Annotated in this window: 14 protein-coding genes and 1 pseudogene; 8 read left to right on the forward strand and 7 right to left on the reverse strand. The window is 72.5% G+C overall.

Annotated features, from left to right (window positions below):
* Positions 1 to 15: 15 nt before the first annotated feature.
* Positions 16 to 1,314, forward strand: coding sequence for a citrate synthase (locus ACFYPN_RS05825; RefSeq protein ID WP_358757157.1), 1,299 nt, complete (start codon positions 16 to 18; stop codon positions 1,312 to 1,314).
* Between the two features lie 640 nt (positions 1,315 to 1,954).
* Here ACFYPN_RS05825 and ACFYPN_RS05830 read toward each other — a convergent pair.
* The 3 genes and pseudogenes from ACFYPN_RS05830 to ACFYPN_RS05840 all read right to left on the reverse strand — a co-directional run.
* Positions 1,955 to 4,258, reverse strand: a complete 2,304-nt coding sequence (locus ACFYPN_RS05830) for a heavy metal translocating P-type ATPase (protein ID WP_389296849.1) — start codon at positions 4,256 to 4,258, stop codon at positions 1,955 to 1,957.
* A 157-nt stretch (positions 4,259 to 4,415) separates the two neighbouring features.
* A complete protein-coding gene (locus ACFYPN_RS05835; protein WP_358757153.1) occupies positions 4,416 to 4,718 on the reverse strand; it encodes a heavy-metal-associated domain-containing protein in 303 nt (100 codons plus the stop codon).
* A gap of 665 nt (positions 4,719 to 5,383) precedes the next feature.
* A pseudogene (locus ACFYPN_RS05840) lies at positions 5,384 to 6,025 on the reverse strand (TetR/AcrR family transcriptional regulator); the annotation flags it as partial.
* A 440-nt stretch (positions 6,026 to 6,465) separates the two neighbouring features.
* Here ACFYPN_RS05840 and ACFYPN_RS05845 point away from each other — a divergent pair.
* Together ACFYPN_RS05845 and ACFYPN_RS05850 are read left to right on the forward strand one after the other, a co-directional pair.
* Positions 6,466 to 8,820 (forward strand): MMPL family transporter, encoded by a 2,355-nt coding sequence (locus ACFYPN_RS05845; RefSeq protein ID WP_389296852.1) that lies wholly within the window; start codon positions 6,466 to 6,468, stop codon positions 8,818 to 8,820.
* A 183-nt stretch (positions 8,821 to 9,003) separates the two neighbouring features.
* Positions 9,004 to 10,062, forward strand: coding sequence for a zinc-dependent alcohol dehydrogenase family protein (locus ACFYPN_RS05850; RefSeq protein WP_389296854.1), 1,059 nt, complete (start codon positions 9,004 to 9,006; stop codon positions 10,060 to 10,062).
* 160 nt (positions 10,063 to 10,222) lie between these two features.
* On the opposite strand, the gene ACFYPN_RS05855 is transcribed toward ACFYPN_RS05850, so the two are convergent.
* From ACFYPN_RS05855 to ACFYPN_RS05865, 3 genes are all read right to left on the reverse strand, one after another.
* The gene (locus tag ACFYPN_RS05855) at positions 10,223 to 10,432 is read right to left on the reverse strand and encodes a MarR family transcriptional regulator (RefSeq protein WP_358757146.1); all 210 of its coding nucleotides are present in this window, start codon (positions 10,430 to 10,432) and stop codon (positions 10,223 to 10,225) included.
* A gap of 423 nt (positions 10,433 to 10,855) precedes the next feature.
* Positions 10,856 to 11,104, reverse strand: a complete 249-nt coding sequence (locus ACFYPN_RS05860; RefSeq protein WP_389296855.1) for a hypothetical protein — start codon at positions 11,102 to 11,104, stop codon at positions 10,856 to 10,858.
* A gap of 446 nt (positions 11,105 to 11,550) precedes the next feature.
* Positions 11,551 to 12,375 (reverse strand): TetR/AcrR family transcriptional regulator, encoded by an 825-nt coding sequence (locus ACFYPN_RS05865; protein WP_389296857.1) that lies wholly within the window; start codon positions 12,373 to 12,375, stop codon positions 11,551 to 11,553.
* A 337-nt stretch (positions 12,376 to 12,712) separates the two neighbouring features.
* Between ACFYPN_RS05865 and ACFYPN_RS05870 the strand changes: the two genes are divergently transcribed.
* Positions 12,713 to 13,723 carry a hypothetical protein gene (locus ACFYPN_RS05870; protein ID WP_389296859.1) on the forward strand — a complete coding sequence of 337 codons (1,011 nt, stop codon included), beginning with the start codon at positions 12,713 to 12,715 and terminating at the stop codon, positions 13,721 to 13,723.
* Positions 13,724 to 13,782: 59 nt separating this feature from the next.
* Here ACFYPN_RS05870 and ACFYPN_RS05875 read toward each other — a convergent pair whose 3' ends face one another.
* Complete coding sequence (locus ACFYPN_RS05875) at positions 13,783 to 14,709, reverse strand: sugar phosphate isomerase/epimerase (RefSeq protein ID WP_358757139.1); 927 nt, start codon at positions 14,707 to 14,709, stop codon at positions 13,783 to 13,785.
* A 259-nt stretch (positions 14,710 to 14,968) separates the two neighbouring features.
* On the opposite strand from ACFYPN_RS05875, the gene iolC reads away from it, so the two are divergent.
* From iolC to iolD, 4 genes are read left to right on the forward strand one after another with little or no spacing between them, the layout of a single operon-like run.
* Positions 14,969 to 16,096 carry a 5-dehydro-2-deoxygluconokinase gene (iolC, locus tag ACFYPN_RS05880; protein WP_389296861.1) on the forward strand — a complete coding sequence of 376 codons (1,128 nt, stop codon included), beginning with the start codon at positions 14,969 to 14,971 and terminating at the stop codon, positions 16,094 to 16,096.
* Positions 16,093 to 17,055 carry a deoxyribose-phosphate aldolase gene (locus ACFYPN_RS05885; RefSeq protein ID WP_389296863.1) on the forward strand — a complete coding sequence of 321 codons (963 nt, stop codon included), beginning with the start codon at positions 16,093 to 16,095 and terminating at the stop codon, positions 17,053 to 17,055. The genes iolC and ACFYPN_RS05885 overlap by 4 nt, the downstream gene beginning before the upstream one ends.
* Positions 17,052 to 17,960, forward strand: coding sequence for a 5-deoxy-glucuronate isomerase (iolB, locus tag ACFYPN_RS05890; RefSeq protein WP_358757134.1), 909 nt, complete (start codon positions 17,052 to 17,054; stop codon positions 17,958 to 17,960). Before ACFYPN_RS05885 ends, iolB begins: the two co-directional genes overlap by 4 nt.
* Positions 17,957 to 19,999, forward strand: coding sequence for a 3D-(3,5/4)-trihydroxycyclohexane-1,2-dione acylhydrolase (decyclizing) (gene iolD / locus ACFYPN_RS05895; protein ID WP_389296864.1), 2,043 nt, complete (start codon positions 17,957 to 17,959; stop codon positions 19,997 to 19,999). The genes iolB and iolD overlap by 4 nt, the downstream gene beginning before the upstream one ends.
* Positions 20,000 to 20,009 lie beyond the last annotated feature (10 nt).

Raw genomic sequence — 20,009 nt, forward strand, 5'->3', positions numbered from 1 at the left:
TCGGTGAGGGATGACGTGAGCGAGCACACCAACAACGCTGTAGTACTGCGGTACGGCGATGACGAGTACACCTACCCGGTGATCGACAGCACCGTCGGCGACAAGGGCTTCGACATCGGGAAGCTGCGGGCCAACACCGGTCTCGTGACGCTGGACAGCGGCTACGGCAACACCGCCGCCTATAAATCCGGTATCACCTACCTCGACGGTGAGCAGGGCATCCTCCGCTACCGCGGGTACCCGATCGAGCAGCTCGCCGAGAGCTCGACCTTCCTTGAGGTCGCGTACACGCTGATCAACGGTGACCTCCCGAAGGTCGACGAGCTGTCGACGTTCAAGAACGAGATCACCCAGCACACCCTGCTCCACGAGGACGTCAAGCGGTTCTTCGACGGCTTCCCGCGCGACGCCCACCCGATGGCCATGCTGTCCTCGGTCGTCAGCGCGCTGTCCACCTTCTACCAGGACAGCCACAACCCGTTCGACGAGGAGCAGCGCCACCTCTCGACGATCCGCCTGCTGGCGAAGCTCCCGACGATCGCCGCGTACGCGTACAAGAAGTCGATCGGTCACCCGTTCGTCTACCCGCGCAACGACCTCGGTTACGTCGAGAACTTCCTGCGCATGACCTTCTCGGTCCCCGCCCAGGAGTACGAGCTGGACCCGGTCGTCGTCTCGGCGCTGGACAAGCTGCTCATCCTCCACGCGGACCACGAGCAGAACTGTTCGACCTCCACCGTGCGTCTGGTCGGCTCCTCGCAGGCGAACATGTTCGCCTCGATCTCCGCCGGCATCTCCGCGCTCTGGGGCCCGCTGCACGGCGGCGCCAACCAGTCCGTGCTGGAGATGCTGGAAGGCATCCAGGCCAACGGCGGCGACGTCGACTCCTTCATCCGCAAGGTGAAGAACAAGGAGGACGGCGTCCGCCTGATGGGCTTCGGCCACCGGGTGTACAAGTCCTTCGACCCGCGCGCCAAGATCATCAAGGCTGCCGCGCACGACGTCCTGTCGGCCCTCGGCAAGTCCGACGAGCTGCTCGACATCGCGCTCAAGCTGGAGGAGCACGCGCTCTCCGACGAGTACTTCGTCTCGCGCAACCTCTACCCCAACGTGGACTTCTACACCGGTCTCATCTACCGGGCCATGGGCTTCCCGACCGAGATGTTCACCGTGCTCTTCGCGCTCGGCCGCCTCCCCGGCTGGATCGCCCAGTGGCACGAGATGATCAAGGAGCCGGGATCGCGCATCGGCCGCCCGCGCCAGATCTACACGGGTGAGGTCCTCCGCGACTTCGTCCCCGTCGAGGGCCGCTGACCCACCCCGGCCGGCCCCGCACAGGGCGCCGGGTGGACCGGTACGGCGCGACGACCGCGTGAGCCGCGTGGCGCCGTACCCGTAGGCCACCCGTCGTCCACGTGGTACCGGAATCGCCCGTAGGACCCGTAGTACTCGCTGTCCCGCAGCGCCGCGTCAAGAGAAGTACCCGCACCGCCCGGCCTCTTTCGGCCGACTGACTTCGCCCCGCGTACCGCGCCCGCACAGGGCGCGGTGTCCGGGGCGATTCGGCGTTGTGGGGCAGAGCCCGGTGGGAGCGGCACCGGTCCGTCGCAGTTGTCACGGCCGTCACAGCAGGAAGCGCCCCGCCGCCGATCCCCCCACGGGTCGACGGACAGGGCGCTTCCCATATCCCGGAGCGGATTCCCCCCACGGGATCCGGCCGGGCGTCTGCAGGGAGTCTGCACTCCCTTGTCCTGCTGCGGTCCGCCGGGGTACGTACGGGAGGGCCGCTCAAAGCTCCCCGGTGCACGTGCCCCGGCCAACGCTTGCCATGAAGCGTCCCCCAAGACACTTCATCGGACGTCCCCCAAGACATCCTTGGCATCGCACTCTACGACTCACGAACCAATGAAATGGTTACCCTCAAATCGATGTGATCTAGATCTCTTTGTGGGAATTACGTGAAGGAGCGCAGGCGCAGGCTGTTCGTCACGACGAACACGGACGAGAACGCCATGGCGGCTCCCGCGATCATCGGGTTGAGCAGGCCGAACGCAGCAAGAGGCAGGGCCGCCACGTTGTACCCGAAGGCCCAGACGAGATTGCCTCTGATGGTGGACAGCGTACGCCGCGAGAGCCGGATCGCGGCCCCCGTCACCTTGAGATCTCCACGAACCAGTGTGAGATCGCTCGCCTCGATGGCCGCATCGGTCCCCGTCCCCATCGCCAGCCCCAGATCCGCGGTGGCGAGAGCGGCCGCGTCATTGACGCCGTCGCCGACCATGGCGACCGACCGGCCCTCCGCCTGAAGGCGCCGGACGACCTCCACCTTCTCGTGCGGCAGCACCTCGGCGTAGACCTCGTCAATGCCGACCGCGCGCGCCACGGACTCGGCCACGGCCCGGTTGTCACCGGTCAGCAGCACCGGGCGCAGGCCCAGTCGCCGCAGCTCGGCGACCGCCTCGGCGCTGCTCTCCTTCACGGTGTCCGCGACCTCCAGGACCGCGCGGGCCTCCCCGTCCCAGCCGACCACCACGGCCGTGCTGCCGGTGGCCCCGGCGAGCGCCGACTCCAGCTCCGGCGGCAGGGTGATACCGGCCTCCGCGAGGAGCGCGGGGCGGCCGACGAGGACCGTGTGTCCGTCCACCGTGCCGCGCACACCGAGCCCGGCCGTGTTGCCGAAGCCGCTCACGGCCGGCAGCGCCCCCAGGCGCGTCGCCGCCGCGGCGGCCACCGCGCGGGCGACCGGGTGCTCCGACGCGTGCTCCAGCGCCCCGGCCAGCCGCAGCGCCTCGTCCTCGTCGGTGCCGGGTGCGGTGTGGACGGCCCGGAGCGCCATCCGGCCGGTGGTGACCGTGCCGGTCTTGTCGAGCACGATCGTGTCGATGCGCCGGGTCGTCTCCAGGACTTCGGGGCCCTTGATGAGGATGCCGAGCTGTGCGCCGCGCCCCGTACCGACCATGAGCGCGGTCGGAGTGGCGAGCCCCAGGGCGCAGGGGCAGGCGATGATCAGCACGGCGACGGCGGCGGTGAACGCGGCCGTCACATCGCTCGTCACCAGCAGCCAGGTCACCAGCGTGGCCACCGCGATCAACAGCACGACCGGTACGAAGACGGCCGACACGCGGTCGGCGAGGCGCTGCACCTCGGCCTTGCCGTTCTGGGCGTCCTCCACGAGCCGGGCCATCCGGGCGAGCTGGGTGTCGGCCCCGACCCGGGTCGCCTCCACCACGAGCCGGCCCGAGACGTTCACGGTGGCTCCGGTGACCGTGGCCCCGGGGCCCACGTCCACCGGCACGGACTCACCCGTGAGCATCGAGGCGTCCACGGCCGACTCGCCCTCGGTGACCGTGCCGTCGGTGGCGATCTTCTCGCCGGGGCGCACCACGAAGCGGTCGCCCACCGCCAGTCGGGCCACCGGGACGCGTACCTCCGTACCGTCGCTCCTGAGGACGGCCACGTCCCGGGCACCCAGGTGCATCAGCGCCCGCAGTGCCGAACCGGCCTTCCGCTTGGACCGGGCCTCCAGATAGCGGCCGAGCAGGATGAAGCTCACCACCCCGGCCGCGACCTCCAGATAGAGGGCGGAGGAGGCGTCGGCGCGGGAGGCCACCAGATCGAACCCGTGCCGCATGCCCGGCATCCCGGCATCGCCGAAGAAGAGCGCCCACAGCGACCAGCCGAAGGCCGCCAGTGTGCCGACCGAGACCAGCGTGTCCATGGTCGCGGCGCCGTGCCGGAGGTTGGTCCAGGCGGCGCGGTGGAACGGCAGGCCGCCCCAGACGACCACCGGAGCGGCGAGGGTCAGCGAGAGCCACTGCCAGTTGTCGAACTGGAGGGCCGGGACCATCGCGAGGAGGATCACCGGCACGGAGAGCAGGACCGAGACGGTCAGACGCTGCCGGAGAGCGGCGAGCGGTCCGTCGTCGCCCTCGGATGCTTCGCCCTCGGACGCTTCGGCCTCCGTCCCGGGCGCCGCGCCGGGTATCGCGACCGGCTCCGGCTCGGGCGGCGGTGGGGGCGGGGTGGCGGTGTAGCCGGTCCGCTCGACGGTGGCGACGAGATCCGCGAGGTCCGTGCCGGGGCCGAAGGCGACATGGGCCTTCTCGGTCGCGTAGTTGACCGAGGCGGTCACGCCGTCCATCCGGTTCAGCTTCTTCTCGACTCGCGCCGCGCACGAGGCGCAGGTCATGCCGCCGATCATCAGCTCGGTCTCGGAGGTCTCCGGGGCCGGGGCCTCGGCTGTGGTGATGTTGGCCATGTCCGAACTCCTGGGAAAAACCGTTCGGGCCGTACCCCACCAGTATCTGCTGGTGGCAGCCGGCCCGAAGGGTGAGAGGTGGGGCGGCCGGACCGGACTGCTGTCAGACCCTGCCTGGGTGGCTGGGGTGTCAGGTCCTGCCGGCGTGGCTGCTGTCTCAGGCCCTGCCGACGTACTCGTAGCCCGCTTCGTCGACGGCGGCGCGCACGGCTTCCTCGGTCAGCGGCGCCCGGGAGGCGACGGTCACCCGGCCGGTGGCGGCGACCGCCTTCACCTCCGTCACCCCGTCGATGGCGGAGAGCTCCTCGGTGACGGCGCCCTCGCAGTGGCCGCAGGTCATGCCCTGCACCTCGTAGACCGCGGTGACCGTGTCGATCCGCACCTCGGCGGGTGCGCCGTGGTCGGCCCCGGACGAGCAGCAGGAGCGGGCGGCCTGAGGGGTCTGGGTCTCGGCGGTCATGGGCGTTCTCCTCTGATCGGATGCCGAAGAGCGGGCGTTGACCTCGACATTCAGCCGGAGTTCAAAGCGCAACAAATCGGCACATTGAGCGTTGTATGAAGGGCCCGGGCCGCCCGGTGTGCGTCCGGACCGGACCGAAGCCTTCTTGTTTCTCTCTCAAGACTATACCCCTAGGGGGTATCAAGGCGAGCGCCTCGCTGCCGTGTCCGGCGTTCCGGCGTTGCCCGCGCAGCCGTCGAACGCGCGGGTTGGAGGGGTGGCGGGGGGTGGGGCGCGCCGGCTCCCGGTGGAGGCTCCCCGCTCACCGGCCGGGCCGTGAAGGCTCCTCGCTCACCGGCCGGAGTCGGGAAAGTGACCCGCCGAAATCGTGTGGAACCCTGGTGGACCATGCGAAACCATCAGGGATCGAGACAAGTCGCGCAAGCCCGCGGTGTGCGCCGCTCGGGCCCGCGGTCTGCGTCGCTCAAGCGCGCGGTCTGCGTCCGGGCCGGGGCGTCACGGGCGTGTCGTGGAGGCGTGACTGTCGTTGGTGGGGCATGTCGTCGCACCGTTTGGGATGTTCCGGGGCATATGCCGTTGAGCGGGGTGCTCGACGCGCCGTGCGCCGGGCCGTGCGCGGGGTCATGGATCGCGCCATGGCTCGTGCCGGGTGGCGCCCTGTGCGGTCAGGCGGAATCCGGGGCCCGGGAGAGCCGGTTCGCCTCGTCGAGCAGGGGATTCAGGTAGCGGAACATCACCGTCTTCAACTCGCGGGCGTACGCCTCCCGCTCCTCGCCCCCGTGCGTCATGATCAAGTCGATCCCGGCCTTGAACAACTGGAAGGCCATGACCCCGACGCGCCGTATCTGGGCGCCGGGAAGCTCCGGCAGGTAACCCGCCAGGAGAACGGTGACGCGGGTGAGCATCGCGTCGTGCACCAGATCGTGCTTCTCGGTGATGCGGCCGGGTACCTCTCCGCCCTGCATGAGGACGCAGAACGCCGGGTTCTCGGTGTTGAAGGCGATCAGCGGATCGAGCACCGTGTCGAGCATGCGGTCCAGCGCGAGTTCGGTGTGGCTCAGCGTGATGGCCTCGCCGTACGTCTCCTGCCAGCGGGCGAGGAGGCGGTCGCCCAGCTCGACGGCGATCGCCTCCTTGTTGGGGAAGAACTGGTAGAGCGTGCCGGGCGAGACGCCGGCCTCGCGGGCGATGGCGTTGGTGCTGGCGGCGGTGTACCCCTGCGTGCGGAACACGTCGGCGGCGGCCGCGAGCAGTTGGGCGATGCGCGCCTCGCCGCGCGCCTGACGGCGGCGAGGAGGCGGGGTGCTCCCGTCCGGGTCCCGGCTCGCGGGAGGGGCCTGGTTCGGGCGGGGGTTCGGCCGGGGGTTCGACCGTGTGGGGGATGTCGATCCCCCGTGCGGGCCCGCCTTCGCGGCGGGTGCCGTACGGCCGGCCGCGCCCCTGCCGCCGCCCGCGCCACCCGTGCCGCCCTGTGCGTCACCCGTGCCGACCCGAGCGCCTGTCGATCCCGCCGATTCTCCCGGCGTCGCGTCGGCGGCCCGCTCGGCTCCGGTCCCAGAGGCTCCGGTCCCAGCTCCGGTCCCAGACATGGCCCATCCCCAGCCCTCAGAAGAGTGATTGACAAACACGAGCGGGTACTCGCATTCTTGAGAAACGCGAGCGAGCACTCGTGTTTGCCAGTCTACGTGGCAATGGCCGGTCCGTGCTGCCCCGCGCAGCCAGGGCCTGGTGGAGGGGACCCCGCATCATGCCTGTAGCCAAGGGCCCGCAGCGGCTCGGTGGCTGGACCCGTCTCGTGACGGCCCGGCCCCGGCTCGCCCTGCTGGCGGCACTCGTGCTCACCGCACTCGCGGTGTTCGCCGGGAGTGGTGTCGGCGACCGGATGGCCAGTGGCGGCTGGGAGGCCCCGGACGCCGAATCGGCCTGGACGACCCGGGCGCTGGAGCGGGAGTTCCCCTCCTCCCAGCCCAACGTCCTGCTGCTGATCGACAGCGGGGCCGCCTCGGTCGACGATCCGGCCGTGGCGGCAGAAGCCTCGCGCCTCACGGACCGCCTCGCCGCGGAGGAAGGGATCACCGGCGTCGGCTCGTACTGGCAGACCCACACCCCCGCCCTGCGGGCCCGGGACGGACACGAAGCGCTGATCGCCGCACACATCACCGGCGAGGAGAAGGACGCCGGAGAGACGCTCGACCGGATCGCCCCCCTCTTCGACGGCGAGCACGGTCCGGTGGAGGTCTCGGTCGGCGGCCCGATCGCCGTGCGCCACGAGATGCAGTCGATCATCCAGGAGGACCTGCTGAGGGCGGAGCTCGTCGCCCTGCCGGTCACCCTCGTCCTGCTGGTGATGGTCTTCGGCAGCGCGGTTGCGGCCCTGCTGCCCCTCGGCGTGGGCATCGTGGCGATCCTGGGGACCAACGCCGTGCTGCGCGGCATCACGGAGCTGACCGACGTCTCCGTCTTTGCCCAGAACCTCACCACCGCCCTGGGCCTCGGACTCGCCGTCGACTACGCCCTCTTCATCGTGCGCCGGTTCCGCGAGGAGATGGCCGCCGGTGCGGACCCGCGCTCCGCGATCGGCACCACACTCCGCACGGCGGGGCGGACCGTGCTCTTCTCCGCGCTCACGGTCGGGGTCTCGCTCTCGGCGATGCTCGTCTTCCCCCAGTACTTCCTGCGCTCCTTCGCCTACGCCGGAATCGCGGTGGTGCTCCTGGCGGCCGGGGCGGCCCTCGTCCTGCTGCCCGCAGCGCTGATGCTGCTCGGTCCCCGGGTCAACGCCTTGGACCTGCGGCACGCGCTGGCCCGCCGGAGAGGCGCCGCGGTGACGGAGAGCGTCACGGCCGGCCGGGGCTGGGCCCGTCTCGCCACCCTGGTGATGCGCCGCGCTCCGGTGTTCGCCATGGCCACCCTGGCCGCGCTCGTCCTGCTGGGACTGCCCTTCCTGGGCGTGAAGTTCGGTACGGCCGACGACCGCCAGCTGCCCGAGAGCTCGGCGTCCCGCGTGGTGCAGGACCACATCCGCGAGGGCTTCCCCGGCTCTCCCGGTGGCGGCCTCACCCTGCTGGCCCGAGGGCACGCCACCCCGGCCCAGTACACCGCACTCCGTGAGCGGATCGCCGGTACCGAAGGCGTGGCGCGGGTGGACGGACCGGTGAGGGCGGCCGACTCGGCCGCCTACAGCGTGGTGCCGGAGGGAGAAGCGGTCGGGCCCGGAGCCCAGCGGCTCGTCCACGATCTCCGCGCGCTCGACGCACCCGTCGAGACCTCGGTGACCGGGACGGCCGCCGTACTCGTCGACTCGAAGAGTGCCATCGCCGACCGGCTCCCCTGGGCCGTCGCCATCATCGTCGTGGTGACCCTGCTCCTGGTCTTCCTGCTCACCGGCAGCATCCTCATCCCCGTACAGGCGGTGGCGCTCAACGCCCTCAGCCTGACGGCGATGTTCGGCGCGGTCGTCTGGGTCTTCCAGGACGGCCACCTGTCCGGCCTGCTCTCCTTCACCAGCACCGGTGACATCGAGACCACCCTGCCCGTGCTGATGTTCTGCGTCGCCTTCGGTCTCTCCATGGACTACGGCGTCTTCCTGCTCTCCCGCATCAAGGAGGAATTCGACCGGACCGGTGACCACGAGGGCTCCATCGCCTTCGGGCTGCGCCACACCGGAGGACTCATCACGGCCGCCGCCGTGATCCTGGCGGTGGTGATGGTCGCCATAGGGGCCTCACGGGTGACCAACACGAAGATGCTCGGACTCGGTATCGCGCTGGCCGTACTGATGGACGCCATGGTGGTGCGCAGCCTCCTGGTGCCCTCGGTCATGAAGGTGATGGGCCGGGCCACCTGGTGGGCCCCCACCCCGCTGCGCGCCTTCCACCGGAGGTTCGGTCTCGGCGAGGCAACCGCCGCCCCCGCCGCCTACGCCCCCGCCGCGTACGCCCTGTCCACACACGCCGCGTTCGACCATGCCGCGGCCCGCTACGCCGCGTCCGCCGGCACCCCCGGGGCCGCCGCGTCCGTACCGGCCCAGGGAGCGGACGGCGGGGTGAAGTCCGCCTCCGACCCGGGCGGCCGGACCACCACGATCCCCGGCGGCAGTTGACGCCGGCGCCCCGGCGCCCGGTCCCGGCAGGAGGACAGGACGGCAGGGCGGCAGGGCGGCAGGGCGGCAGGACAGCAGGGCGGCAGGACGGCAGGGTACGGGCGTCGGGACACGAACGCGCGGCGCACCGTACCGTCCGTACCGTCCCCACGGGACGCGAGACGTGACGGAAGGGGCGGGCCCATGCGGGCAGTGGTGTTCGAGGAGTTCGGGCAAGAGGCGCGGGTGCGCGAGGTACCCGATCCGGTCCCCGCCCCACAGGGTGCGGTGGTCCGGGTCGAGGCGACCGGGCTGTGCCGGAGCGACTGGCACGGCTGGATGGGGCACGACGAGGGCATCACCCTTCCGCACGTGCCGGGCCACGAACTCGCCGGAGTGATCGAGACGGTCGGCGCCGGAGTCACCGGCTGGCGCCCCGGCGACCGGGTCACCGTCCCCTTCGTCTGCGCCTGCGGGCGGTGCGCATCATGTGCCGCGGGAGCGCAGCAGGTGTGCGAGCGGCAGACCCAGCCCGGCTTCACCCACTGGGGCTCGTTCGCCGAGTACGTCGCGCTGGAGAACGCCGACGTCAACCTGGTGGCCGTGCCCGAGGAACTCTCCTTCGCCACCGCCGCAGGGCTGGGGTGTCGCTTCGCCACGGCGTTCCGCGCGGTCGTCGGGCAGGGCCGGGTCGCGCCGGGGGAGTGGGTCGCGGTGCACGGCTGCGGCGGGGTGGGCCTCTCCGCCGTGATGATCGCGGTGGCGGCCGGGGCCCGGGTGGTGGCCGTGGACGTCTCGGCCGCCGCCCTCGGCCTGGCGAAGTCGTTCGGAGCGGCGGCGTGCGTGGACGCGTCGGCCCATCCGGAGGGCGCCGACGCCGCCGTCCGGGAACTCACCGGCGGCGGGGCGCACCTCTCGCTCGACGCCCTCGGGTCGCCGGTCACCTGCGCCGCGTCCGTGCGGAGCCTGCGCAGGCGCGGACGCCATGTGCAGGTCGGGCTCCTGCCCCCGGCGGCCGGGGACCCCGCCATTCCGATGGCACGCGTGATCGCGCTGGAACTGGAGATCGTCGGCAGCCACGGAATGGCGGCCCACGACTACCCGCCGATGATGGACATGGTCCGTGCGGGAAGCCTGCGCCCCGACCTCCTGGTCACCTCCGTCATCGGTCTGGCCGACGCCCCCGCGGCGCTCGCCGCGATGGGCACCGCCCCGGGCGCAGGGGTGACGATCATCGAACCGGGGCACATACGCCACGGATAGCGGCGCACGGTCCTGGGCGCTGCGAGGCGGGGCCCGGACGCCGCGGGCTCTGGATGTGGGGCCCCGGACGTCGGGGCCCTGCCCGAGCGACGGTGGATGCGCTTGCTCCTCCGCTCCTCCGCTCCTCGCTCCTCCGCTCCTCCACTCCTCGCTCGTTCTCTCAGCTCGCGAGCGTGCGGGCGCGGTTGCGGTTGCCGGGTCGGCGGGCGACCCAGAGGCGGACGGTGTCCGCGTACCAGTAGGGCCGGCCGTCCTCCACCTGGTCGGGGTCGGGAAGGAAGCCGTGCTTCCGGTACGAGCGCACGGTGTCCGGCAGGACCCGGATGTGCGCGGCGATGTCCTTGTAGGACCAGAGCGTTCTGTCCGTCATCGAGTGTCGCCTCTCTGCGCGTTGCCGCACCGCGACGGGGTGGGGGACCGGGGGAGCCGCGGTGCGCCGACTGACGATCGGTCAGTGGCGCTCTGTCGAACGACCGGGAACGCCGACTGCCGGGAGTTGTCGCGCAGCTGTGACGGACGTCGTACAGAACCGGTACATGCACGACGAAGGCGGGCAGGTCGTCACCCCTCGGCCACGCGGTGACCGGCCTGTGCGACCACGGGCGGAGCTCCGGCCTCGCGTCTCGCGTCTCGCGCCTCGGGCCGACGCGCGACAAGGCTCGTTGCGCGTCGGCCGCCGGCCTGTCCACCCTTCAGCGGCCACCCGGGAGGCGGAGACATCTTCCCGGCACAGAGACGCCCCGCCCTGGTCGTTCACGTACCCGGGCGGGGCGTCCCGTCTCCTGGGACCGGCTCAGCCGACCGGCAGGCACACGGCGTAGGGAGTGAATGTGTACGTGCCTGGCGTGCCGACCATCAGGATGGACACCGTCCAGGTCTGACCGTCCATGCTGGGGTAGGAACCGGAGACGAGTCCGCCGTTGATCGGTGTCTGCTCAACGCCGCCGCCGGTCAGCGTGGTGCCCGCCGGGCAGGTCGCGGTGAACTCGAACGATGAGTCGGCGTACTCCTTCTCCACCGGGGCGCCCCTGATGATCTGCACCGGCTGGGTAACGCCGGCGGGCCCCTGCGGGCCGGGAGGGCCGGGAGGGCCGGGAGGGCCGGCGGGCCCCTGCGGACCTTCTGGCCCCTGCGGGCCCGGAGCGCCCTGACAGGCGTGAGCGTAGGCGGGCTCTTTGCAGGAGCCGTCGTCTCCCGCCGATGCCCCTTGGGGCGTCACCAGAACCGCCACCGCCGAAGCGGCAGCAACGGCCGCCACGCGCCGGCTGATCCACCTTGTTCCCATCAGACTCTCCCTGGTGTCCCGGAGCACCCCGCCCGGCAGGCGGCTGCGAAATCCCCCGGAGACGTACCCGGACAAACCGACGGAGGTGGCAAACCCGGGTACGAAGCACCTGGACGGCGCAGCCCCGGGTGGCTCTTCGCGACGGGCGGGTTCCTGCTGGACCTGGCGCTGCGGCGACGGGCGGCAAGCGATCGTGCGGCCGGTCAGGAGTCGGAGTCGGGCAGTCCCACGGCGCGGACGAACGCCTCGGCGAAGGCGTCGCACATCTCCTCCACGGAGGGGAGGTCGAGGCCGGGGACGAGTTCCAGGGCCGGCCGGAGCAGGAGGTGCATCAGGAGCGGGTTCGACATCTGGTGGATGAGTGCGATGAGTGGCATGTCGCGGACGCGGCCCGCCGCGACTTCGGAGGCCAGCCACTCGCCGATGCTCGCGTAGAGGCGCGGCACCATGTGGCGCGCGAGGGCCCGCGTCGCGTCGTCCCCCGGGCGGGCCAGCACCTCGGCGAGGATCGCGGGGAGGACCCGGGGTTCGAGCCCGACGACCTCCGCGAGGTGCGCGTAGATACTGCGGACGATGCTCCGCAGGTCCCCGGGGTGGGTGGCCAGGATCGCCTCGATGTTCACGAACGGGCCGTACCGCTCGAAGATGGCCTGCATCATCCCGTCCCGGCCGCCGAACACGGCGTAGAGGCTGTGCACCGAGCACTCCGCCGCTGCGGCGACGCGTTCGAGGGAGAGTGCGCCCAGGCCGTTGTCGCTGATGAGGGCGGCACCCGCTTCGACGGCGCGCTCCCGCACGGGCTTGTGGCCACCGGGGTCGAATCCGGCCGCGCGGACCGCTTCGTCGAGGGCGTGGCGGGCACCTCCGAGGCGGCGCAACAGGGTGCTGCGGGAGATGCCGGCCTCCTGCGCGATGGCCTGCATCGACACGTCGGCGACGGCCGTCCCCCGCTTCTGCGCCGCCCGGAGGGCCGCCTCCACCAGGTCGGAGGGGACTGTGGGCGACGGCTGGGATTCTTCGTTTGACACATGCATCAATATACCTTGTATTCTTGTATCAGAGCCCGGGGTGAGAGCTTGTGCCCCTCACTCTGCCCGCATCCTTCCGCCGAGCCGTGCGCGGAGCGCCACGTCCGGAACTGACGCCGACGGTGACGCGCACGACCCTTCTCCGGCCGCACGGCGCACGGCGCACGGGCGCACGGCGCACGGGCGCACGGCGCACGGCGCACGGCGCACGGCGCACGGCGTGCTGCGCACGGCGCGCGCCGCGTGCAGCACGACGGCCCGCCAGGCATTCACCGACGCAGTCACCGACGCATTCACCGACGCAATCACCGACCGGCCAACCGCAAGGAAATCTGCCATGTCACAGCACATCACCCAGCCGACGCCCGCCGGGCAGGGCCGCAAACTGGCGGCCGTCGTGGTCGGTCTGGCCGCCGTCGTGATCCTCATGCTCTGCGCCTTCGCCCTCCCCTCGGTCCACAGCGGCCCCCATGAATTGCCCGTGGGGGTCACCGGTTCGGCGCAGGCGACCAAGGGGGTCGCCGGGGCCCTCTCGGGCGACGAGTGGGCCGTCACCACCTACGACGACGAGACGGCGCTGAAGGCCGCGATCGAGAACCGGGACGTCATGGGGGGCATGGCGCTGACCCCGGGGCACGTCACCGTCTACACGGCCACCGCCGTCGGGGCACAGCCCACCGCTGCCGTGACCGCGGTGGCCGGGGGACTCGCGGAACAGCAGCAGGCCGAGATCACCGTCACCGACCTCAAGCCGTTCCCGGCCGACGACCCGAAGGGCGCCGGCTTCGCCGCCGCGGCCTTCCCCATGATCTTCGGCGGCATGATTCCCGCCGTGCTCCTCACGCGCCTCTTCCCGGGCCACGCCGGACTCCGCCGCCGCCTGGTCGGAGGTACCGCCTTCGCCCTGCTGGCCGGGTTCGCCGTCACGGCTTGCCTCCAGTTCGTCACTGGCTCCCTCAGCGGCGACTACCTGCTCAGCAGCCTCGGCGTGTCCCTGGGCATGGCGGCCCTGGTGATGACCCTGCTCGGCCTCGAAGCCCTGCTGGGCATGGCCGGCTTCGGCCTCGGCGCCGCCGTCGTGATGCTGCTCGGCAACCCGCTCTCAGGCATCGCGAGCGGAGCCCACTGGCTCCCCGACGGCTGGGCCACGCTCGGACAGCTCCTTCCGCCCGGGGCCTCCGGGAGCCTGCTGCGCGCCAACGCGTTCTTCCACAGCACCGGCGGCGGTGTACCCGTCCTCGTGCTGGCCTGCTGGGCGGTGTTCGGCCTCGCGCTGATGCTGGTCGCGGACCGGCGCGGCCCGAGGGCGACGGCGGCCGTGCCGGAGCAGCAGGCCCAGCTCGTATGACCTGAGCGGTCGGGCGCGTGCGGAGGCGGCGGGGGCCGGACCCGGCAGGTGGGACGGCGTCACGGCGAGGGCGGCGGCGTGCCGCAGGAGCGGAGGTGGGCGCGGGTGCGGCGGGCGATCGGCAGCGGGGTGTCGGGGTCGCAGGGGTACATGTCCTGCTCGACGATCGCGAAGAGGTCGGTACCGAGCGCGCGTGCCGCGTCGAGCACCGGCTCCAGCGCCGGCACGCCGCGCGGCGGTTCGCACATGACACCCCGGGCGACGGCCGGCCCGAAGGGCAGTTCCTCGGCGATCACCTTCGCCAGGACCTCGGGATCCACCTGCTTCAGGTGGAGGTAGCCGATCCGCTCCCCGTAGGTCCGCAGCAGGGTGACGCTGTCGCCGCCGCAGTAGGCGTAGTGCCCGGTGTCCAGGCAGAGGGAGACGAGGGCGGGGTCGGTGGCGTCGAGGAAGCGGTTGACGTTCTCCTCGCTGTCGATGTGGGTGTCGGCGTGCGGGTGGACGACGATCCGCAGGCCGTACCGCTCCCGCACCTCGCGGCCGAGCCGCTCGGTCTGGGTGGTGAGGTCGCGCCACTGCGCGGGGGTGAGCGTGCGCTCCTCCCGTACCTCGCCCGTCTTGTCGTCCCGCCAGAACGACGGGATGACGACCAGGTGTTCCGCGCCCATCGCCCGGGTGAGTTCCGCGATGCCGGAGACGTGCTCCCAGGTCCGTTCCCAGACCTCCGGGCCGTGGTGCAGCCCGGTGAAGACGGTCCCGGCGGAGACCGAGAGTCCCCTGCGGCGGGTCTCGTCGGCGAGCCGGGCGGGATCGGTGGGCAGATAGCCGTACGGGCCCAGCTCGATCCACTCGTATCCCGCCGCCGCGACCTCGTCCAGGAAGCGCTGCCAGGGCACCTGCTGCGGATCGTCCGGGAACCAGACGCCCCAGGAGTCGGGTGCCGAACCGATGCGGATACGCGAGGGGGCAGGTGCGGAACGGGTCATATCGGCCACACTCAGCCCCTGTCCCGGTGGAGTCAAGGGCGCGTCGGCATGTCCGGGGCAAATGTTGACGGGGTTTCGGGGTAGGGCTGTCCCCTGAGCCTGGGGCACACCCCCAGGGCGTGTGCCGGAAGGGGCGCCGTCCGCCCGAAGGGCGGGGCGGCGGAACTTTCGACACACGGCCCAGCCGGCCCGCACCCCGGCCGCATCCGGGCCCGACCGCTCGGCCCCGCGCACCGGCGGGCAGGGAGAAGGGACACGTATGCCTCAGCCGTACGACCTCATCACCATGGGCCGGATCGGGGTGGACATCTACCCGCTGCGGACAGGGGTGCCCCTTGCCCAGGTCGACACCTTCGGCAAGTTCCTCGGGGGGTCGCCCTCCAACGTGGCGGTGGCCGGTGCCCGGCTCGGACTCCGGACCGCCGTCGTCACCCGCACCGGACGGGACCCCTTCGGCGGCTATCTGCGGTCCCAGCTGCGGGAGTTCGGGGTCGACGACCGCTGGGTGGGCGAAGTGGCCGCCTACCCGACACCGGTCACCTTCTGCGAGCTGTACCCGCCCGACCATTTCCCGCTCTACTTCTACCGCCTGCCCAAGGCGCCCGACCTGGAGATCCACCGGGACGAACTCGACCTGGACGCGGTGCGCGCCGCCCGGATCTTCTGGGTCACCGGCACCGGACTGAGCGCCGAACCCAGCCGGACCGCGACCCTCGCCGCCCTGGACGCCCGTACCGGCGGCCCCGGGACGGCCCCGGCCTCCGTGGCGGCGGAGCGACGGCCCACCACCGTGTTCGACCTGGACTGGCGGCCGATGTTCTGGCAGGACGGCGAGGCGAACCCCGACGTCCGCCTCCTCTACCGGGAAGCCCTCGCGCTCGCCACGGTCGCCGTCGGGAACCTGGAGGAGTGCGCCGTGGCCACCGGGGAGCACGAGCCGTACGCCGCAGCCCGCGCCCTCCTCGACGCAGGGGTCGATCTGGCCGTCGTCAAACAGGGCCCCAAGGGGGTCCTCGCCGTCCACCGCGACGGGACGGTCGCCGAGGTGCCGCCGCTCCCCGTACGGGTCGTCAACGGACTCGGCGCGGGCGACGCGTTCGGCGGGGCGCTCTGCCACGGGCTGCTCGCCGGGTGGGAGACCGGACGCGTGATGCGGTACGCCAACGCCGCCGGGGCCATCGTCGCCTCGCGCCTCGCCTGCTCGTCCGCGATGCCCTTCCCGGCCGAGGTGGAACACGCCCTCGCCCGCGGGGAAGTCCCGGCCGCACCGGCCCTCCCTGCCCTCCCGGACGGGCCCGCACCCGATCCGGCGCACGACCCCGCACCGGGGCCCGGACCCGCGCCCGCGCGCGTGCCCGCCGCCGGGGGAAGCGGGGCCGACGCGTGAGCCCCGCCGCCTCCTCCCTCGCCGATCTCGTACGGCTCCGGGCCGAACACCCCGAGGCCATCGAGGAGGCCGCCGCCCGCAGGCACCGCAGGCCCCTCGTACGCCCCGGCGAACAACTGCTCATCATCGCCGCCGACCACCCCGCGCGCGGCGCGCTCGCCGTCGGAGGGCGGGCTCTCGCCATGGCGCACCGCTTCGACCTCCTCGAACGGCTCTGCCTCGCCCTCTCCCGCCCCGGCGTCGACGGAGTGCTCGCCACCGCGGATCTCGTGGACGACCTGCTGCTCCTGGGCGCCCTGGAGGAGAAGGTCGTCATGGGCTCGCTGAACAGAGGCGGCCTGGCGGGCGCCGCCTTCGAGCTGGACGACCGCTTCACCGGCTTCCGCCCCGTCGACCTGGCCAGGCGAGGCTTCGACGCGGGCAAGCTGCTGCTGCGCATCGACCACGAGGACCCGGGGTCCCTCGACACCCTCCACACCGCCGCCCGAGCGATCGACTCGATGGCCGCCCACCGGCTGCCCGTCTTCGTGGAGCCCTTCCTCTGCCACCGGGAGGACGGCCGGCTCCGTACGGACCTCAGCATCCCCGCCGTCACCACGGCCATCGCCGTCGCCTCCGGGCTCGCCGGATCGTCCGCGTACACCTGGCTCAAGGTTCCCGTCACCGAGCGCCCCGGCGACATGGCCCGGGTGATGGAGGCCTCCACCCTGCCCGCCGTACTGCTCGGCGGCGAGGTCGGCGACGACCTGGACGGGGCGTACCAGAGGTGGCGCGGCGCCCTGGGCCTGCCGACCGTGCGCGGGCTGGTGGCCGGGCGGGCGCTGCTCTACCCGCCCGACGGGGACGTCGCGGGGGCCGTCGACACGGCGGCCGGGCTGCTCCAGCAGCGGGCCGCCGGCCCTGACCACTCGCGCCGAACGGCGCCGCGAGGACCCGGCCGGGGTAGGGAGACACCATGACGACGCACGACGAGACCCCGCCCCGGCAAGAGGGCCGGCCCCGCCACCTGCACCTGAGGGGTGGCCCGGAAGACGCCCCGTACGCCCTGGACATCGGACCCGAGCGGGCGGAATGGGAGCGTTCGAGCCTTCGGGTGCTCGACCTGCCGCCGGGTGGAGTTCACACACTCGTCACCGGGGAGAGCGAATGGATCGTCCTGCCGTTGACCGGCGGCTGTACGGTGCGGACGGCAGGTGACATCTTTGAACTCACCGGCCGTGAGAGCGTGTTCAGCGGGGTGGCCGACTTCGCGTACCTACCGCGCGAGGCCACCGCACAGATCTCCTCCGGCGCGGGGGGCCGCTTCGCCCTGGCAGGAGCGAAGTGCGAGCGACAGCTCCCCGCTCGCTACGGTCCCGCGTCGGAGGTACCTGTCGAACTGCGCGGCTCCGGCGTCTGCGCCCGGCAGGTGAACAACTTCGCCGCCGCCGACACCTTCCCCTGCGACCGGCTCATCGCCGTCGAAGTCCTCACCCCGGCGGGCAACTGGTCCTCCTACCCGCCGCACAAGCACGACGAGGCCGAGCCCGGGGTGGAGTCGGTGCTGGAGGAGATCTACTACTTCGAACTGGAGCGGGGCGGCCCCGGTTACCACCGCGTCTCTCCGTCCCGCCCCGGCGGCGCGGACGTGCTCGCCGAGGTGCGCGGCGGTGACGCGGTCCTCGTTCCCGACGGCTGGCACGGCCCCTCCATCGCGCCGCCCGGGGGCGCTCTCTACTACCTCAACGTGATGGCCGGACCGGACGAGGAACGCGCCTGGCTGATCCGCGACCACCCCGACCACGCCTGGATCAGGGACACCTGGGACGCCCACCCGGCCGATCCCCGGCTCCCGCTCCACGCCGCCCCGGAGGACCGCAGGTGACCGTCCGTCTGACCACCGCGCAAGCCCTGATCGCCTTCCTCGCCCGGCAGTACACCGAACGCGACGGACGACGGCAGCGGCTGATCGCCGCCACCTGGGGCATCTTCGGCCACGGCAACCTAGCTGGGGTCGGCCAGGCACTGCTGGAAGCCGGGGCCTCCGGGGCCTCCGGGGCTGCTGGTGCAGCCGGGGCAGCTGGGGCCTCCGGGGCTGCCGGTGCAGCTGGAGCACCCGGGGCGTCCGGGAAGCCTCAAAACTCAGCGGCCCCCGGGAGCCCCGACCCCCGCCCCGGCCCCCGCATGCCCTTCCTCCAGGGCCGCAACGAACAGGCGATGGTGCACGCGGCAGTCGGCTACGCCCGGCAGGCCGGCCGGCTCTCCGCCCACGCCGTCACCACCTCCATCGGCCCCGGCGCCACCAACCTCGTCACCGGCGCCGCCCTCGCCACCGTCAACCACCTGCCGGTACTCCTCCTCCCGGGCGACACCTTCGCGACCCGGCCCGCCGACCCCGTGCTCCAGCAGCTCGAACTCCCGCACGCCGGGGACGTGTCGGTCAACGACTGTCTGCGCCCGGTCTCCCGGTACTTCGACCGGATCACCCGGCCCGAGGCGCTGATCCCGGCCGCCCTCCAGGCCGTACGGACCCTCACCGACCCGGTCTCCACCGGCGCGGTCACCCTCGCGCTGCCGCAGGACGTGCAGGCCGAGGCGTACGACTGGCCCGAGGAGTTCCTCGCCGAGCGGGTCTGGCACGTGCGCCGCCCCGCCCCCGACCCGTACGAACTCGACCAGGCCGTCCGGGCGGTGCGCGGCGCCCGGCGGCCGCTGATCGTCGCGGGCGGCGGGGTGCGGCACAGCGCCGCCGAGGAGGCCCTCGCCGCCTTCGCGGCGGCCACCGGAATCCCCGTCGCCACCACCCAGGCGGGCAAGGGGACCCTGCGCCACGACCATCCGGCGGACGTCGGCGGCATCGGCCACACCGGCACGGCCACCGCCGACGAACTGGCCCGGGAGGCCGACCTGGTGATCGGCGTCGGCACCCGCTGGACCGACTTCAGCACCGCCTCCGCCACGCTCTTCCCCGATCCTGCGACCCGCTTCGTCAACCTCAACATCGCCGGGTTCGACGCCCACAAGCAGGCCGCCTTCCCGCTCGTCGCGGACGCCCGTACCGGCCTGGAAGCGCTCGGCGACGCCCTCCGCTCCGAGCGCCACCGGGTGGAGCCCGGCTACGAGCGCGCCTACACGGCGGCCAAGGCCCGCTGGGAGGAGCGGGTGGACGCCGCCTTCGCCGCCCCCGATCCCGACGCGGCGCCCACCCAGACCCAGGTCCTCGGCCTGCTGGACGCCCTCGTCACCGAGGACGACGTCCTGATCAACGCGGCCGGTTCGCTCCCCGGCGACCTGCACCAGCTGTGGCGGGCCCGCTCCCCGAGGCAGTACCACGTCGAGTACGGCTACTCCTGCATGGGATACGAGATCCCGGCGGCCATCGGCGTCCAACTCGCCGCCCCCGGCCGCCCGGTCTGGGCCCTCGTCGGCGACGGTACGTACCTGATGAACCCGACCGAGATCGTCACCGCCGTCCAGGAACGGCTACCGGTCAAACTCGTGGTGCTCGACAACCACGGGTACGCCTCCATCGGCGGGCTCTCGGCGGCCGTCGGCGGCGAGCGCTTCGGCACCGACTACCGCCACCGGGACGCCGACGGCGCCTACACCGGCGACCCGCTCCCGCTCGATCTCGCCGCCAACGCCGCCTCCCTCGGCATGCGTTCGCTGCGCGCGCACACCGTGGGCGAACTCCGCGCGGCCCTCGCCGAGGCGCGGGCCGCCGACCACCCCGTCTGCGTCCACGTCACGCTCGCCACCCCGTCCGCCGAGGCCGGGAGCCGGACGCCCGACGAAGGGACGGGTCCTCCTCCGGCGCAGGCGTGGTGGGATGTGCCCGTGGCCGAGACGGCCACCCGCCAGGCGGCGGTGGAAGCCCGCGAGGTGTACGACCGCCGGCGGGCGACCCGGCACCGCCGTCTCTGACGTCCGAGCA

The sequence above is a fragment of the Streptomyces sp. NPDC005576 genome, from assembly GCF_042871745.1.
Lineage (GTDB): Bacteria > Actinomycetota > Actinomycetes > Streptomycetales > Streptomycetaceae > Streptomyces.

Excerpts from the sequence above, each read along its gene's own strand:
- ACFYPN_RS05830 (WP_389296849.1), bottom strand. The coding sequence starts at position 4,258 with ATGGCCAACATCACCACAGCCGAGGCCCCGGCCCCGGAGACCTCCGAG.
- ACFYPN_RS05835 (WP_358757153.1), bottom strand. The coding sequence starts at position 4,718 with ATGACCGCCGAGACCCAGACCCCTCAGGCCGCCCGCTCCTGCTGCTCG.
- ACFYPN_RS05845 (WP_389296852.1), top strand. The coding sequence starts at position 6,466 with ATGCCTGTAGCCAAGGGCCCGCAGCGGCTCGGTGGCTGGACCCGTCTC.
- ACFYPN_RS05850 (WP_389296854.1), top strand. The coding sequence starts at position 9,004 with ATGCGGGCAGTGGTGTTCGAGGAGTTCGGGCAAGAGGCGCGGGTGCGC.
- ACFYPN_RS05855 (WP_358757146.1), bottom strand. The coding sequence starts at position 10,432 with ATGACGGACAGAACGCTCTGGTCCTACAAGGACATCGCCGCGCACATC.
- ACFYPN_RS05870 (WP_389296859.1), top strand. The coding sequence starts at position 12,713 with ATGTCACAGCACATCACCCAGCCGACGCCCGCCGGGCAGGGCCGCAAA.
- ACFYPN_RS05875 (WP_358757139.1), bottom strand. The coding sequence starts at position 14,709 with ATGACCCGTTCCGCACCTGCCCCCTCGCGTATCCGCATCGGTTCGGCA.
- iolC (WP_389296861.1), top strand. The coding sequence starts at position 14,969 with ATGCCTCAGCCGTACGACCTCATCACCATGGGCCGGATCGGGGTGGAC.
- iolB (WP_358757134.1), top strand. The coding sequence starts at position 17,052 with ATGACGACGCACGACGAGACCCCGCCCCGGCAAGAGGGCCGGCCCCGC.